The organism is Rhizobium sp. FY34, from assembly GCF_005222845.1.
Classification (GTDB): domain Bacteria; phylum Pseudomonadota; class Alphaproteobacteria; order Rhizobiales; family Rhizobiaceae; genus Neorhizobium.
In genome coordinates this window covers 1-14,579 of the sequence record NZ_STFZ01000018.1, presented here as the reverse complement: position 1 = coordinate 14,579, position 14,579 = coordinate 1, and the positions used below count along the sequence as shown (strand labels likewise).

Genomic DNA, 14,579 nt, shown 5'->3' with positions numbered 1-14,579 from the left:
ACACTGCGAGCCGCTTAACGAGCGGCTCGCACGCTTGTCCGCCACTCTTTCGCATAGGCTTGCACTGTCGCCCCATCCAGATGGCTTTCGACTTCCCTCGATACCGAGGCAAGCGTGACACCGGCCAGCAATCCGGCGCCTTGCGCGGTCCCCGTCGAGCCGGCAACCGCCAGAACCTCACGGCCGGTCAGCGCCTGCAAAGCCTGCAGATAGGCCGTATTGATGGCAAACGGCCCTTCCACCAGAACCGGCCCCCTGGCACCGATCAGATCCAGACAGGTCTGCGTCATCAGCGCCAGATAGAGACAGGCCGCCGCCCATTTATCCGTCGCGCTTGCCTCGTCTGCGGCAATCCACTGGCGCATCTGCCCCGGATAGGGGCCGGAACCGGAGGCGATGTTCGGCAAGAGCATCAGGCCCCTGGCCATGACATCCGGCATGGCGCCAAGCGCTGCCGCAATATCCAGCGGTCCAAGCTCGGCCACCAGCATCTCGAATTCCCGCCCGCCCATGAAGCGCGAGGATGGCACGGCGCGGCCATAGGCATCGACATTGGCAAGCGTATCGCGGTCCGGATCGAGATGGTCCAGATCGCCGCCGACGGCAAAATTGATGACCCAGGTGCCGGTCGAGACCACGGCAAACGGCGGCTCGCGATCTGTCAGATGGGCCAGAAGCGAGGCATTGCTGTCATGGATACCGCAATGAACCGGCACCGATTTCGAGAGGCCTATCTGCGAAGCGATATCGGCGCAAACCGGACCCAGCACCTCGAAAGCCGAGCGCAGGGGCGCCATCAGCGGCCGGATGGCAAGCCTGTCGACAAGGCTTGAATAGTCGCCGGTGGCCGGTCTCCAGAGATCCGTATGGCAGCCGAGCGAGGTGACCTCGTTTGCCATCACGCCGGTCAGCAGGTAGGCCCAGTATTGCGGATAGGTGAGAATGTGCCGAACGCTTTCGAATTCTTCGGGAAACGCCGTCTTCTGATAATGGATCTGCGCGCCGACATTCAGCCCGCCGGACAAAGCCGGAGAAAAGGTTTCGGCAAACGGCGGGCGAAGATCCGCATAGGCCTCTCGGATATCCGCTGGATAGGCATGCTCGTAATCCAGCACCGGCATGGCGAGATCACCCGACGCGTCCAACAAAACGGCCGAGGCACCATGCGTGGTGATGGATATCGCATCATATCCGGGGGCAACGGCAAAGGCGGCGAGCGCATCAAGTGCAAAGGCCCACAGCGCATCGGTATCGTAATGCGGATAAGGCGGGCTGGCCAGAACACGGTTGGCCATGCGGCGCACAGCAAGCTCTTCACCGGTCGCGCAATCCAGCAGCACCAGCTTGGCATTGGTCTTGCCGATATCGAGAACGGCAATGCGCGACGGCGTGCTCATGGCAGGTGAAACACCGTGACGAGATCACTCGCCTTGGGCGAATTATCCGGGTTCGTCTCCATAATATCGGCCATATGCGCCCACCAGCGCTTCATCACTGCCTGTTCCGGCAGGCTTGCCATGCCGTGATCCTTGGGACGCGTCAGAACGCCAAACAGGATATTCGTCTCGCGATCGAGATGGATCGAATAATCACTGACACCCGCCTGATGCAGAAGATCGATGAGTTCCGGCCAGATCTCATCATGCCGCTTCAGATATTCAGCTTCCATGCCCGGATTGAGCTTCATCTTGAAGGCGTGTTTCTCAAGCGTCATGATTTTCTCGCCTGTTTGATGCGGCGCGCCAGAATGGGCAGCGCGATGGTGATGATGAGCAGCAGGCCGACGAAGATCGACATCACGATGCCCGGAACGTTGAGGAGCCCGAGGCCAAAGGTGACGAGGCCCATGACGAAGGCGGCAATGACCACGCCGAGAATGGTGCCGGAACCGCCAAGAATGGAAACACCGCCGAGCACGACCATGGTCACCACTTCCAGCTCCCAGCCTTGCGCGATGGAGGGCCGCGTGGAACCGAGCCGCGAGGTGAGGCAGACGCTCGCAATGCCGCTCATCAACCCGGTCAGGAGAAACAGGATGAACTTCACCCGCTCCACCGGCACGCCGGAAAAGCGCGCGGCAAACTCGTTATTGCCAATGACGAAGACCTGCCGGCCAAAATTCGTCCGATGTAGCAGAACCGCAAACAAGGCAGCGCAGGTCAGGAACAGGCCGAACTCGAAGGAAAACACCCAGAACAGATAGCCCTGGCCGAAATAGGCAAAGCTTTCCGGATAGCCGCCATAGGCTTTGTCGCCCAGCACCAGATAGGAAATGCCGCGAAACAGGCTCATCGTGCCGATGGTCACCACGATGGAGGGCAGTTTCAACCCTGCCACCAGAAAACCGTTGAAGGCACCGCAGGCAAGGCCGGTGCCAATGCCGATGGCAACCAGACCGGGCGTATCGACACCCGCCTGGGCAGCGGCCCCCATCGCCGTCGAGGCAAGCGCGATAATGGCAGCCACGGAGAGATCGATTTCACCGGCAATGATCAACAGCGCCATGGCAAAGGCAATCATCGCCTTTTCGGTGAAGTTGAATGTCGCGTCCGAGAGGTTCCAGGCGTCGAGAAAGTAAGGCGAGGCCAGCGAATTGGCCATGAAGATCAACACGGCAACGCCAAACAGCAGCACTTCCCAACTGGCGAGACTGCGGGTCAGGGGCGTGCCGAGCCGATCGGGGATCGCGCGGCGGGCGGGGTTCACGGTCTTGTCGCTCATGCCGGCACCTCGGTCGTTTGGCGATTGCGCAGGATGATGCGGCCCTTGCGGGCTTCGGCGCGGGCGTTGAACACAACGGCCAGCACGATCACCACGCCGGAAATCGCCATCTGGGCGAAGGGTGAAATGCCGATCACCGGCAGCGCATTCTTGATGACGCCGAGAAACAGTGCGCCGAGCACCGCGCCGATGACCGAGCCGATGCCGCCGGCAATCGAAATGCCGCCGATGACGCAGGCTGCTACGCTATCCAGTTCAAAGCCATTGGCGATATCGACATAGGCCACCGCATAGCGTGACACCCAGAGATAGCTGCAAAGCCCGGCCATGGCGCCAGACAGCACGAAGGCAAAGAACCGCGTGGCGCCGATATCAATGCCGGCATAGACGGCTGCGACCGGATTGCCACCGCTGGCATAGGCGGCGCGGCCAAATGGCGTGCGGGTCAGAAGAAAGATCATGGCAAGCACCACGGCAATGGCGACCCAGGAGAGAACCGGCAGACCAAGCAGCGAAAAGCGCGGCACGTTGAGGAAACTCGGCGTCATCTGATGAGCATTCACCCAGCTGCCGCCCGACAGCACAAACGCCATGCCGCGATAGATGGTGAGCGTTCCAAGCGTCACCACGATCGGCGGGATCTGCAGGATCCACACGAGAAAGCCGTTGATGGCCCCTAAAAATACGCCAATGCCGAGCGCCATCACGATCAGCACAACAAGCGGCAGATCCGGAAAGGCGGCATTGGTCATGGCCACCGCCATGCCGGTAAAGGCAAGATTGGCGGCCACCGAAAGGTCGATGGATTTCGTCAGGATCACCGTCATCTGGGCGAGCGCCAGAATGATGAGGATCGACGTATCGTTGAAAATATTGGCAAGATTGGCAGGTGCTGCAAAGCCCGGCGCGCGGGTGGCAAAGCCTGCAATCATCAGGGCGATGATCCCCGCCAGCAGCAATTCGCGATTTTTAAGTAGCTTGGACATGATGAAAACTCTCACGCATTGCCGGTTGCGGCGCGCACCAGCTGTTCGGCTGTTGCGCCTGCCCGCTCGAAAAATCCCGCCTGCAGCCCCTCTCGCATCACCATGACCCGGTCCGACATGCCGAGAATTTCCGGCAGTTCGGACGAGACCATGATGATGGAGAGGCCTTGGGAGGCAAGTTCGGAAATGAAGCCATGCACGGCGGCCTTGGAGCCGATATCGATGCCCTTGGTCGGTTCATCGAGAATGATCACTTTCGGTTGGGTGGCGAGCCACTTGCCAATGACGACTTTCTGCTGATTGCCGCCGGACAGTGTTCCAACCGGAACCGACAAGGCAGCGGCGCGCAGATCCAGCCGCTCGGCATATTGGCGGGCAAGCTTCAGCTCATTGGCAGCGCTCAAAAATCCGGCCCGCGAGGTGCGGGCAAGCGACGGCAGCGACATGTTCTGGAAAATCGGCATGGGCAGCGCCAGGCCATGACGGCCGCGCTCTTCCGGCACGTAGACGATGCCGGCGGCAATGGCATCCGCCGATGAGCGGATCTCGACGGGTCTGCCATCCAGCACCAGCCTGCCCGAAGATGGCCGGGTGATGCCAAACAGCGACTGGCAAAGCTCGGATCGCCCGGCACCGATCAGCCCATAGACACCGAGGATTTCGCCGCGCTTCAACTCGAAGGAAATATCGTGGAACTCGGTCGGGTGGCAGTAATTTTGTACCGCCAGCACAGTGCCGCCAATCTCGACGGAAAGTTTCGGGAAAACATCATGCACATCACGACCAACCATCAGCCGGACGATTTCCGCCTGCGGCGTTTCCTTCAGGCGGCCATGGCCTACCGCCTTGCCATCGCGAAACACGGCGAAATTCTCGGCGATCTCATAGACCTCGTCGAACTTGTGACTGATGAAGAGGATCGCCTTGCCCTGCCGCTTCAGGCCCTCGACAATACGAAACAGGTCGTCGATTTCCTTGCGTGACAGAGCCGCTGTCGGCTCATCCATGATGACGATGCGCGCATCGACGGATAGCGCACGGGCAATCGCCACCAGATGCCGCTGGGCAATCGACAGGTCCTTCAGCCGGATTTTTGGATCGATATCGCTTTCCAGCTGGCGCAGAAGGTCACGCGAGCGAGCATGGATACTGGCCCAGTCGATAGTGCCGAAACGCCCGCGCGGCGCGTGACCGAGAAAGATGTTTTCGCCAACCGTCAGCTCATCAAACAGCACGGTTTCCTGGTGAATAGCGGTGACGCCAGCATCGATGGCGGCCTGCGCGCTGGCAAATGTCACGGCCTGCCCGTCGATCAGGATCTCGCCCTCATTGGGGCGGTAGATGCCGGTGAGGATTTTCACCAGCGTGGATTTGCCGGCGCCGTTTTCGCCGATCAGCGCCGTCACCTGGCCCGGATAGAGGCTGATGGATACCTGATCAAGCGCCTTCACGCCCGGAAATATCTGGCTGATGCCGCGCATTTCCAGAATGGCGGTGGTGGCCGAGATCGACTCGGTTACGATTGGCTGGTTTCGTAAAGGCATCATGTGCTCGACCGGTCAGTTTCAATGTCATCGCAGCCGAGCACCCCCCTCTGTCCTACCGGACATCTCCCCCTCAGGGGGGGGGGAGATCGGCAAGACAGCTAGCCCGGTTCTGCAGCTATCCCTCGGTGGATACCGAGAGCAAAAAGGTTGAAGGTGGATAAAGGCGGCGCGCCCATCCGATCTCCCCCCTTGAGGGGGAGATGCCCGGCAGGGCAGAGGGGGGTAAACAATACCGCTCCCGCCTGACGTCCACAGACCAATCAGAAGATCTTCGAGAACTGGTCGATATTGCCTGCATTGTAGACAAACGGGTCGGCCATCGCGGCTTCGCCATTCTCACCGATCTTGATCGAGCCCATGCGGCCGGCCTTGATCTCCGTGCCCGGCTTGCCGGTCGCATCACCCTTGACGAGATGATAGGCGATCTGCGTGGCCGAGTAGCCGAGATCGATTGGGTTCCAGATGGCAAATTCCTTCGTCGCACCGGACTTGATGGCACCCGCCATTTCAGACGGTAGGCCAAGACCGGTCACATAGACCTGACCAATCTTGCCGGCATCCTTCACCGCCTGCGAAGCGGCCAGAACACCAACGGTGGTCGGGGCAACGATCACCTTCACATTCGGCTGCGACTTCAAAAGCCCCTGCGCTTCGCGGTAGCTCTTGTCGGCCAGGTCATCGCCATAGACGGTGGTGGCAAGGGTCAGGCCGGGGAAATCCTTCAGCTGCTTCTTCATCTCCGCAATCCAGATATTCTGGTTGGTGGAGGTGGTGGTGGCCGATAGAATGGCGAAATCGCCCTTGCCGCCCGGCAGGTGGTTCTTGGCAAGCGTCAGGCACATCTTGCCGATCAACTCGTTGGACGACGGGTTGAGATGCATGATGCGGCCGGCAGGTGCCACGCCCGAATCCCAGGAAATCACCTTGATGCCGCGCTGGGCGGCCTTTTTCAGCGCCGGAATGACAGCATCCGGATCATTGGCGGAAATCGCGATTGCATCCACCCCTTGGGCGATCAGCGAATTGATCACCTCAATCTGGCCTTCCGCCGTCGTCGTCGTCGGGCCGGTATAGATGATCTTGACGCCACCGAGTTCCTTGGCTGCTTCCTCGGCGCCCTTGTTGGCCGCTTCAAAGAAGCCATTGCCAAGCGATTTGACGACAATCGCGATCTTCATGTCAGCCGCAGATGCCATGCCGGCCATGGAAACGGAGGCCGCAAGCGCAAGCGATGCAGCACCGAACAGTCTTCTCGAAATCTTCATGTCTTATTCCTCCCAGGTTCAAAGACCGTTGAACTCCCCCCAACGATCGACGGTCACTCCTCAAGCGACCGAAGGGGTATTCTCCTTGTCCGCCGCAGCCGAAGCCTTGACGGTAATCAGTCTGACGCCGACGCTCTCCACCATCGCCGCCGCCTCGTCTGAAATTCCATCGTCGGTAATGATGGTCGACACGCTTTCCAGCGGGCAGAGGATCATGGCCGAACGACGGGAAAACTTGCTGGAATCGACCATGACAATCAATTCGTCGGCCTGGCGCATCAGCCGCTGCTCACTCTGGATGACCAGCGCATCCGGCTCCATCACACCCAGCGCCGAAATGCCCTGCGCGCCGATGAACATGCGCCTTGCATAGAAATGGCGGATGGCATCATTCTCGAAGGGCGACAGGATCAGGCTCTGGTCGCGGTAGATCGCGCCGCCCGGCACATTCACCGTGCATTTCGACTGCTTCACCAGATGTTCGGCAATGACGAAGGAATTCGTCATCACCTGAAACCGGCGGGCCGACATGTAATGCACCATCTGGAATGTGGTGGTGCCACCATTGATGATGATCGAATCGCCCTCTTCGCATAGTTCCACCGCGGCGCGCGCAATTGCGCGCTTCTTGTCGATATTGAGCGATTCTGAAACCCTGAACGGCCGCGCCGCCAGATTGCCAAGCTGTGGAGGATGCACCGCTTCAGCCCCACCGCGCACCCGGCGCAGCTTGCCCTGCACATGAAGGGCCGCAATATCGCGCCGGATCGTGGCTTCGGAAGCCTCCGTCAATTCGGCAATATCCTGCACGGTGATGACAGGTTTTTCCTGCACGGCACTCAGGATGATGCGATGGCGTTCACGTTCGTGCATGGGCTCCTCCTGCCGCTCATATATTCTTAGCAAAAGATTGATGTCAATCATCTTCAATCAAATTACATTATATTGCAGCGCACAATGGTCAATCGTGATCGTTTTTGATTGACATACTGCACAAGCCTGCGCGATACCCTGTTCCAGAAGGAGGTGGTCACCAGATGCGTGGCCACGAATGACACGACCTTGGGAGGACTTTCCATGACGGGCAAAACCCGCCTTCTCGATAACCGCTGGGATGACGCTTATGCAGCGGGCCTGGATGAACCGGGCAAGCTGCTCTACCGCTCGAACCTGTTGGGCGCCGACAAGCGCATCACCAATTATGGCGGTGGCAATACATCGGCCAAGGTCATGGAAACCGATCCGCTGACCGGTCAGACGGTCAAAGTTCTCTGGGTCAAGGGCTCCGGCGGCGATGTCGGCACGATCAAGCTGGACGGTTTTGCAACGCTCTACCAGGAGAAGCTGGATGCTCTGAAGGGTATCTACAAGGGCGTCGAAGATGAAGACCGCATGGTGGGCTTCCTGCCCCATTGCACCTTCAACCTCAACCCGCGCGCCGCCTCCATCGATACGCCGCTGCATGGCTTCGTCGATTTCAGCCATGTGGACCACATGCATCCGGATGCGATCATCGCAATTGCCGCCTCCAAGAATTCCAGAGAACTGACGCAGCAGATCTTTGGCGCAGAAATCGGCTGGCTGCCCTGGCGCCGCCCCGGCTTTCAACTGGGCCTTGATCTTGAAGCCTTTGTGAAGGCCAATCCGACAGCCAAGGGCGTGGTTCTGGAAAGCCATGGCCTGTTTACCTGGGCCAATGATGCCAAGGATTGCTATCTGCTGACGCTTGAGATCATCAACAAGGCGATCACCTGGTTTGCGGCAGAAACCGATGGCAAGCTGATCTTTGGCGGCAGCGTCACGGTGAGCCTTCCCGCCGATGAGCGCCGCGCCGTGGCAGCCAGACTGATGCCGGAAATCCGCGGCCGCATCGGTAAGGCCGAGCGCAAGCTTGGCCATTTCGACGATCAGGATGCCGTGCTGGAATTCGTCAATTCTGCGCAATTGAAGCCGCTCGGCAATCTGGGAACCTCCTGCCCCGACCATTTCCTGCGCACCAAGATCCGCCCGCTGATCCTCGATTTCGACCCGGCCAAGCCGGATGTCGATGCCGTCATTTCGGCGCTCGACAAGGCGCTGGAAGATTACCGCGCCGATTACACGCGCTATTACGAGGCCTGCCGCCACGATAATTCCCCAAAAATCCGCGATCCGAACCCGGTGATCTTCCTTATACCCGGCGTCGGCATGTTCTCCTTTGCGAAAGACAAGGCGACCGCCCGCATTGCCGGCGAATTCTATGTCAACGCCATCAACGTCATGCGCGGCGCCTCCACCGTGTCCGAATATCAGGGCCTGCCCGAACAGGAAGCCTTCGATATCGAATACTGGCTGCTGGAAGAGGCAAAACTTCAGCGCATGCCAAAGCCGAAAAGCCTTGCCGGCAAGGTTGCCTTCGTCACCGGCGGTGCCGGCGGCATTGGCCGGGCAACCGCTGAACGCCTGGTTGCCGAAGGCGCCTGCGTGGTTCTGGCCGATATCGATGCGGATGCGCTTGCCGCAACGCTTGCCGACTTTGCCAAACGCCACGGCGCCGATGCGGTACGCGCTGTCACGCTCGACGTGACGAAGGAAAACGCCGTCATCGACAGCTTTGCGGCCGCCTGCGTCGAATTCGGTGGCGTCGATATCCTCGTCTCCAATGCCGGCATTGCCTCCTCGGCGCCGGTGGAAGACACCACGCTTGCCATGTGGGACAAGAATATCAGCATTCTGGCGACCGGTTATTTCCTCGTCTCGCGCGAAGCCTTCCGTCTCTTCCGCCGCCAGAAGCTCGGCGGCAACGTGGTCTTCGTCGCCTCCAAGAACGGCCTTGCCTCTTCGCCCAATGCCTCGGCCTATTGCACGGCAAAGGCCGCCGAAATCCATCTCGCCCGCTGCCTGGCGCTGGAAGGGGCGGATGCCGGCATCCGCGTCAATACCGTCAACCCGGATGCGGTGTTGCGCGGCTCCAAGATCTGGAACGGCGAGTGGCGCGAACAGCGCGCTGCCTCGTCCAAGATCGAGGTGGACGATCTGGAAGAGCATTACCGCAAGCGCTCGATGCTGAAGCTCAATGTGTTTCCGGAAGACATCGCCGAGGCCATCTATTTCCTGGCGTCGGATCTTTCAGCCAAATCGACCGGCAACATCATCAATGTCGATGCCGGCAATGCGCAGAGCTTTACGCGGTGAAGTGACACTATCTCGCTGAAACGGGATGCCATTCTGCGCTTGCAGTCTGATTTAGCCCCCCCTCTGCCTTGCCAGGCATCTCCCCCTCAAGGGGGGGGGAGATCGATATGCCGAACCGTCCTGGCATCTTTTCAGGGTAAGGCGGTGGCGGTTCTGTTGATCTCCCCCCTTGAGGGGGAGATGTCCGGCAGGACAGAGGGGGGTACCGTCCACAATGCAAGCCTTAAGATGGCGCAACCATCGAGAATGAATGATCTACTTGGGAGGAACCAATGACAGATCTGAAAATTGCAGGCGACGTGATCGCTGCACACAATGACCGACATGCAGCAGATCAGGCCGCCGATTACGCGGCGCTGGGTGAAAAACTCGCTCGCAGCGGCACCGATATCGGCGCCATCACGAAAAAGGTCTCGGAGTTTTACGTCGCCGTTCCCTCATGGGGTGTCGGCACCGGCGGAACACGCTTTGCCCGTTTCCCTGGCCCCGGCGAGCCGCGCCATATCTTCGACAAGCTCGATGATTGCAGCGTCATCCAGCAATTAACCCGCGCAACGCCCACCGTGTCGCTACACATCCCATGGGACAAGGCAGATCCGGGCGAGTTGAAGGCCAAGGCCGCAGCACTGGGTCTCGGCTTTGATGCGATGAATTCCAACACGTTTTCAGACGCGCCCGACCAGCTGCATTCCTACAAGTTCGGTTCGCTCAGCCATGGGGATGCGGCAACCCGCGCCCAGGCGGTGGAGCACAATATCGAATGTATCGAAATCGGCGCAGCACTGGGCTCCAAGGCGCTGACCGTGTGGATCGGCGACGGCTCGAACTTCCCCGGACAGACGAATTTCACCCGCCAGTTCGAACGCTATCTCGATGCCATGCGCGACATCTACAAGGCCTTGCCGGATGACTGGCGCTTGTTTTCCGAACACAAGATGTATGAGCCGGCCTTCTATTCCACCGTCGTGCAGGATTGGGGCACAAGCTACATGATCGCCCAGACGCTGGGCGAAAAGGCCTTCTGCCTCGTTGATCTTGGCCATCACGCGCCCAATACCAATATCGAGATGATCGTTGCCCGCCTGATCCAGTTCGGCAAGCTCGGCGGTTTCCACTTCAACGATTCAAAATATGGCGATGACGATCTGGATGCCGGCTCCGTCGAGCCCTATCGCCTATTCCTGGTGTTCAACGAACTGGTAGATGCCGAACACCGGGGCGTGAAGGGCTTTCACCCGGCGCACATGATCGACCAGAGCCATAATGTCACCGACCCAATCGAGAGCCTCATTTCATCAGCCAATGAGATCCGCCGTGCCTATGCGCAGGCGCTTCTGGTGGATCGGGCAGGCCTTGAGGGCTTTCAGGCCGGCAATGATGCGCTGATGGCAAGCGACACCCTGAAGCGCGCCTATCGCACCGATGTGGAACCGATCCTGGCTGAGGCCCGCCGTCGCACGGGCGGCGCTATCGATCCCGTTGCCGCCTATCGGTCGAGCGGTTACCGCGCAAGGGTTGCCGCACAACGTCCCGCCGTCAAGGGCGGCTCCGGAGGCATTGTCTGAGACAGAGGATCAGCCGGGCGGCGGCTATGGCCGCCTTGCTATCGCGCAGTTGCAGGCCGTTCGCCATCGGGATCGCAGTGATGAGACCGGTCACACTGGTTACGTCCAGGGTCAAACGATGCACGACGCGCCATGAGTCATTTCTACTTGCTGAAGAGATGGCGAAATGCGAACGCAGTTTCGTTGCCCGCGCTAAATGTCTTCAACGTTGAAAATGTGCCGTATCTTGGCCGCCTCAAGGAATTCCTTCGGCCAGCTATAAGACAGGCTTTCGGCGATCCCCTCACGGCGGCAGATCACGGCGATGCTGTCTTCGCCACGCAGGCCTTCCAGCACGATGCGGATTTCGTCCTCGGCCGAATGATGCTTGCGCGTCGCGCGGCGAATGTCCTTGATTGTCTTCTCGACCGTCGATGTCTGCGGCCCGGATTTCTATCTCATCTTCGCTTCCTTTGAATGAGCTACGATGAGCCGAAAATCCTCTCTTCTCAATTAAACCAAATCTGCCTCATGGGCGCTGATCCGGGACAGCATCAAGGCGTTGATGCCGCTATAGGCCAGTCCGTTGTGCCGTAATGGTTTGGTGATCCTTCCCTCCATATGGCCAGCACTCCAAGGCTTCAGCCAAGTCAGCTCGCCCTTTTCCAGATCGGCGACAATCTTATCCGTCACTTGGCTGTAAACATCGTTCTTCATGTCCCTTTTCCTTTGATCGGGTTGCGCATGCAACCGATCTGCCCCTCTGGCGAAGAGAGGGGGGAAACCGTCCAGACCAAACGCGTCCGGGGTGGTGCGGGCGCAGGCGAACGCCGAGCCACGGCCCGGATGCTTTTGCCCGAAGGGCTTGGCCTTGACGGAGGACGGGGCTGCAAGCCCCCAACAAACCGCGGAAAGTCGCAGGGCTCAGAAATGAGCCGTGCTCAGCAAACGGGCCGCAAAAGCTGCCCGTCAAACGCAAGGGATGGAAGCCGGATGGCCGAGACTATGGGCTCGGTTCACGACAGCCCGGTCCGCAGGATGCGTCGCGTTACCAGACGCACGCCATTCTGGGCAGGTTGTCCCACCTTATGTGAATGTCATGGCAATCCCGGCGCAACTCACCTCGGCCTATCCAAGGGACAGACCGCCACATTCTGCCGACCATTCATTGCTAAGCCATCTGTTCGGTGATCCTCTGCAGCGATCCAGCCCGACTTGCGATGACCTTGAGAATTGCGTCCAGGATAGGATGTTTGACCCCTTCGTTGGCCAAATCGGCAACAAGGGCATCAGCCTCGCTCCCAATCCTCTCGGCCATTTGGGCAAGGTCTCGAACAAGGATGCGTTGAGCAGATTTGGTGTCAGGCACAAGTGTCGTCCAATGCTTCAGCTGGATCGTGTCGGGCACATCGCGGCCGCCAATCTTCATGGCGAGCCTCTTTGACAAGCGGGGATAGACGGCCGTGCAAACGACATCATAGATCGGTGCCAGATCCGGTGTATCGGAGCCGTAAAGCAGGGCGTAGTTCTTGCCGTGGGCGTCGGCGTTGCCCACGAGATAATGGAAGATCAGCATTCGGATGAACTGTAACCGATCCGCGACAGGTCTCGCGCAGGCCTGGTCTATCAGCCCGAGAGATCGTTCTGTTCCCGGTCCGCCCTCTGCCTCATACTTCAACTCGGGCGGAACGCTAAGCGCCTGGCAGAAGTCCTCCTGGTGCAGGCGCTCAATGATGCCGTCTGCAGCCTTCGTCCGATCATAACGTTCAACCAGGAGAAAAGCAGTGGCTCCGCCCAAGCGAATCTCAACATGGGGCACCGGCAGCTTGAGGCGCGCAGCAAGGCGCATACAAAAATACTCGTTCTCCACCGTGCCTTCCAACGCCTGGATGACTGGTTTCAAGATATGGGTCGTTGGTCTGCCGTCTTTTGCCAGGGCAATGGAATCTCCATCGACAATGACCGCCAGTTTATCCTGCGCGCCGGCGAGCGATAGACGAATGCCCTCGTCTCCACCAAGCAGAGGGCGGGTCCGCAGCCTGCTGAGAATTTCATCCAGACGTTCCGGATTGAGAATTTCGGCGTGGGATTGGCCGGAAGGTTCGGGTGCCGTGCCCGTGGGATAGAGTGACAAGGCACCTGCGCATTCGCCGCCGATAACTTCCAACAGTCCGAAGGCGTTGCCTGCCGAAAGGCCGAGCGCGCCAGCAAGCCGTTGCCGCGCGCCTTCGTCCGGCAAGAGACCGGAGAAAAACGGGCGCACCACCTGATCACCAAAGGGTTCTTCTTGCAGGGGCATTGAGAACGATATCGCCCACGATCTTTGGTCCAGAAGATACGCGTCGCCATAGGTGAAGGTTAGCAGGCCGTCGTCCAGCCGGCCGAGCACGCCAGCCTTGGTGTCGCGAAAATAGACGTCCAATACCCGGGTCATGATCGCAAACTCTGGCGACGCCCGACCGAAACGACGAGGCCAAGACCAGCCAGGACTTGCATCGCACGGCCAATCTGGCAGCTCTCTTTTCCGGCTTCGAGTTCACGCAGAAAACGTACGCCAACGCCAATCATCCCGGCGAGCTGCTCTTGCGTTAATCCTTGCTGTTTGCGCTCCTGACGGATCAGCATGCCGAGGCTTTTCGTATCTTTGATCTTTTCCATAATCACCCCTATCGGGACGATTATATCATCAGAAAGTCCAAAGGGAAGACAAAAGAACCGATCGGGATGATTTGCAAGGACACTTGCGTTAAAACACCGAAATAGACCCGTTCGGGATGAATATCCTACAGGGCAAGACTACCCTAGTGTTCACTGCTTGAAGCAGTTCTCACGATGCCACCTCAGGAACTGGGGATGTGGCCGCTCGAAAACCCTGCCCGGAACGATCGCCCTTCCGGTCTTGTTGAGGAGGCCTTGAATGCTGCCAGGATCGTTCGCCTGACGCGAGATGAGGATATCAAGATCATCCGAGAGGCCAATCAGACCGCGGTCAAACATCCAGTGCGCGGTACCCGAAAGCGCAATCCCGTTGGAAAGAATGTCAGGCCCGCTCGCTTCCACGGGGCGAATATGTGCGGCATCAACCTCCGCTCGGCCGCCGCCATTGATGAGCTTCAATCCCGTGATGGCGCATCGTTTGTCATAGGCCTGCAGAACAAGCCGGCGAAACAGCCGATTTCGAACGATTCGCGACGAGAGTTGCGTGACCCGGTCGCGCTCCTGCTCGAATATGAACGGCGCTTGAGCTTCATCTGTAATACGCGTCCTCATTGATCAGAACCCATTGGCCCATTCTCTGCGTCCGATAGACATGATCCGCCATGGCTGGCTTTCGAGTTTGCG

General features: G+C 59.2%; 12 protein-coding genes and 2 pseudogenes. 2 read left to right on the top strand and 12 right to left on the bottom strand.

Annotation, left to right across the window (positions count from 1 at the left end; genetic code table 11):
* Positions 1–14 precede the first annotated feature (14 nt).
* From E8M77_RS14345 to E8M77_RS14310, 7 genes are all read right to left on the bottom strand, one after another.
* Positions 15–1,397: an FGGY-family carbohydrate kinase gene (locus tag E8M77_RS14345; protein ID WP_137131329.1), complete on the bottom strand. Its 1,383-nt coding sequence runs from the start codon at positions 1,395–1,397 to the stop codon at positions 15–17.
* Complete coding sequence (gene rhaM, locus E8M77_RS14340; RefSeq protein WP_137131328.1) at positions 1,394–1,714, bottom strand: L-rhamnose mutarotase; 321 nt, start codon at positions 1,712–1,714, stop codon at positions 1,394–1,396. Before rhaM ends, E8M77_RS14345 begins: the two co-directional genes overlap by 4 nt.
* Positions 1,711–2,721: an ABC transporter permease gene (locus tag E8M77_RS14335; RefSeq protein WP_137131327.1), complete on the bottom strand. Its 1,011-nt coding sequence runs from the start codon at positions 2,719–2,721 to the stop codon at positions 1,711–1,713. The genes rhaM and E8M77_RS14335 overlap by 4 nt, the downstream gene beginning before the upstream one ends.
* The gene (locus E8M77_RS14330; protein WP_137131326.1) at positions 2,718–3,707 is read right to left on the bottom strand and encodes an ABC transporter permease; all 990 of its coding nucleotides are present in this window, start codon (positions 3,705–3,707) and stop codon (positions 2,718–2,720) included. The genes E8M77_RS14335 and E8M77_RS14330 overlap by 4 nt, the downstream gene beginning before the upstream one ends.
* 11 nt (positions 3,708–3,718) lie before the next feature.
* The gene (locus E8M77_RS14325) at positions 3,719–5,254 is read right to left on the bottom strand and encodes a sugar ABC transporter ATP-binding protein (protein WP_170975885.1); all 1,536 of its coding nucleotides are present in this window, start codon (positions 5,252–5,254) and stop codon (positions 3,719–3,721) included.
* Positions 5,255–5,514: 260 nt separating this feature from the next.
* Complete coding sequence (gene rhaS, locus E8M77_RS14315; protein WP_137131325.1) at positions 5,515–6,519, bottom strand: rhamnose ABC transporter substrate-binding protein; 1,005 nt, start codon at positions 6,517–6,519, stop codon at positions 5,515–5,517.
* A 60-nt stretch (positions 6,520–6,579) separates the two neighbouring features.
* Positions 6,580–7,392 carry a DeoR/GlpR family DNA-binding transcription regulator gene (locus tag E8M77_RS14310; protein WP_137131324.1) on the bottom strand — a complete coding sequence of 271 codons (813 nt, stop codon included), beginning with the start codon at positions 7,390–7,392 and terminating at the stop codon, positions 6,580–6,582.
* A gap of 204 nt (positions 7,393–7,596) precedes the next feature.
* On the opposite strand from E8M77_RS14310, the gene E8M77_RS14305 reads away from it, so the two are divergent.
* Together E8M77_RS14305 and rhaI are read left to right on the top strand one after the other, a co-directional pair.
* Positions 7,597–9,693 (top strand): bifunctional rhamnulose-1-phosphate aldolase/short-chain dehydrogenase, encoded by a 2,097-nt coding sequence (locus tag E8M77_RS14305; RefSeq protein WP_137131323.1) that lies wholly within the window; start codon positions 7,597–7,599, stop codon positions 9,691–9,693.
* A gap of 272 nt (positions 9,694–9,965) precedes the next feature.
* Positions 9,966–11,258 carry an L-rhamnose catabolism isomerase gene (gene rhaI, locus E8M77_RS14295; RefSeq protein ID WP_137131321.1) on the top strand — a complete coding sequence of 431 codons (1,293 nt, stop codon included), beginning with the start codon at positions 9,966–9,968 and terminating at the stop codon, positions 11,256–11,258.
* Between the two features lie 219 nt (positions 11,259–11,477).
* On the opposite strand, the pseudogene E8M77_RS14290 reads toward rhaI, so the two are convergent.
* The 5 genes and pseudogenes from E8M77_RS14290 to E8M77_RS14270 form a co-directional block, all read right to left on the bottom strand.
* Positions 11,478–11,654, bottom strand: a pseudogene (locus E8M77_RS14290) (IS3 family transposase); the annotation flags it as partial.
* 96 nt (positions 11,655–11,750) lie between these two features.
* On the bottom strand, positions 11,751–11,954 hold the full coding sequence (locus tag E8M77_RS14285; RefSeq protein WP_137131320.1) for an ArdC-like ssDNA-binding domain-containing protein: 204 nt from the start codon (positions 11,952–11,954) through the stop codon (positions 11,751–11,753).
* 454 nt (positions 11,955–12,408) lie between these two features.
* Complete coding sequence (locus E8M77_RS14280; RefSeq protein ID WP_137131319.1) at positions 12,409–13,671, bottom strand: type II toxin-antitoxin system HipA family toxin; 1,263 nt, start codon at positions 13,669–13,671, stop codon at positions 12,409–12,411.
* Entirely contained in the window at positions 13,668–13,895 is a 228-nt protein-coding gene (locus E8M77_RS14275) for a helix-turn-helix domain-containing protein (protein WP_137131318.1), read from the bottom strand. The genes E8M77_RS14280 and E8M77_RS14275 overlap by 4 nt, the downstream gene beginning before the upstream one ends.
* A gap of 150 nt (positions 13,896–14,045) precedes the next feature.
* Positions 14,046–14,489 (bottom strand): annotated as a pseudogene (locus E8M77_RS14270) (HNH endonuclease); the annotation flags it as partial.
* Positions 14,490–14,579: the final 90 nt, after the last annotated feature.

What these genes read in the sequence shown, in the direction of transcription:
- rhaM (WP_137131328.1), bottom strand. Translation starts at nt 1,714, where the DNA reads ATGACGCTTGAGAAACACGCCTTCAAGATGAAGCTCAATCCGGGCATG.
- E8M77_RS14285 (WP_137131320.1), bottom strand. Translation starts at nt 11,954, where the DNA reads ATGAAGAACGATGTTTACAGCCAAGTGACGGATAAGATTGTCGCCGAT.
- E8M77_RS14330 (WP_137131326.1), bottom strand. Translation starts at nt 3,707, where the DNA reads ATGTCCAAGCTACTTAAAAATCGCGAATTGCTGCTGGCGGGGATCATC.
- rhaI (WP_137131321.1), top strand. Translation starts at nt 9,966, where the DNA reads ATGACAGATCTGAAAATTGCAGGCGACGTGATCGCTGCACACAATGAC.
- E8M77_RS14325 (WP_170975885.1), bottom strand. Translation starts at nt 5,254, where the DNA reads ATGATGCCTTTACGAAACCAGCCAATCGTAACCGAGTCGATCTCGGCC.
- E8M77_RS14280 (WP_137131319.1), bottom strand. Translation starts at nt 13,671, where the DNA reads ATGACCCGGGTATTGGACGTCTATTTTCGCGACACCAAGGCTGGCGTG.
- rhaS (WP_137131325.1), bottom strand. Translation starts at nt 6,519, where the DNA reads ATGAAGATTTCGAGAAGACTGTTCGGTGCTGCATCGCTTGCGCTTGCG.
- E8M77_RS14275 (WP_137131318.1), bottom strand. Translation starts at nt 13,895, where the DNA reads ATGGAAAAGATCAAAGATACGAAAAGCCTCGGCATGCTGATCCGTCAG.
- E8M77_RS14345 (WP_137131329.1), bottom strand. Translation starts at nt 1,397, where the DNA reads ATGAGCACGCCGTCGCGCATTGCCGTTCTCGATATCGGCAAGACCAAT.
- E8M77_RS14305 (WP_137131323.1), top strand. Translation starts at nt 7,597, where the DNA reads ATGACGGGCAAAACCCGCCTTCTCGATAACCGCTGGGATGACGCTTAT.
- E8M77_RS14310 (WP_137131324.1), bottom strand. Translation starts at nt 7,392, where the DNA reads ATGCACGAACGTGAACGCCATCGCATCATCCTGAGTGCCGTGCAGGAA.
- E8M77_RS14335 (WP_137131327.1), bottom strand. Translation starts at nt 2,721, where the DNA reads ATGAGCGACAAGACCGTGAACCCCGCCCGCCGCGCGATCCCCGATCGG.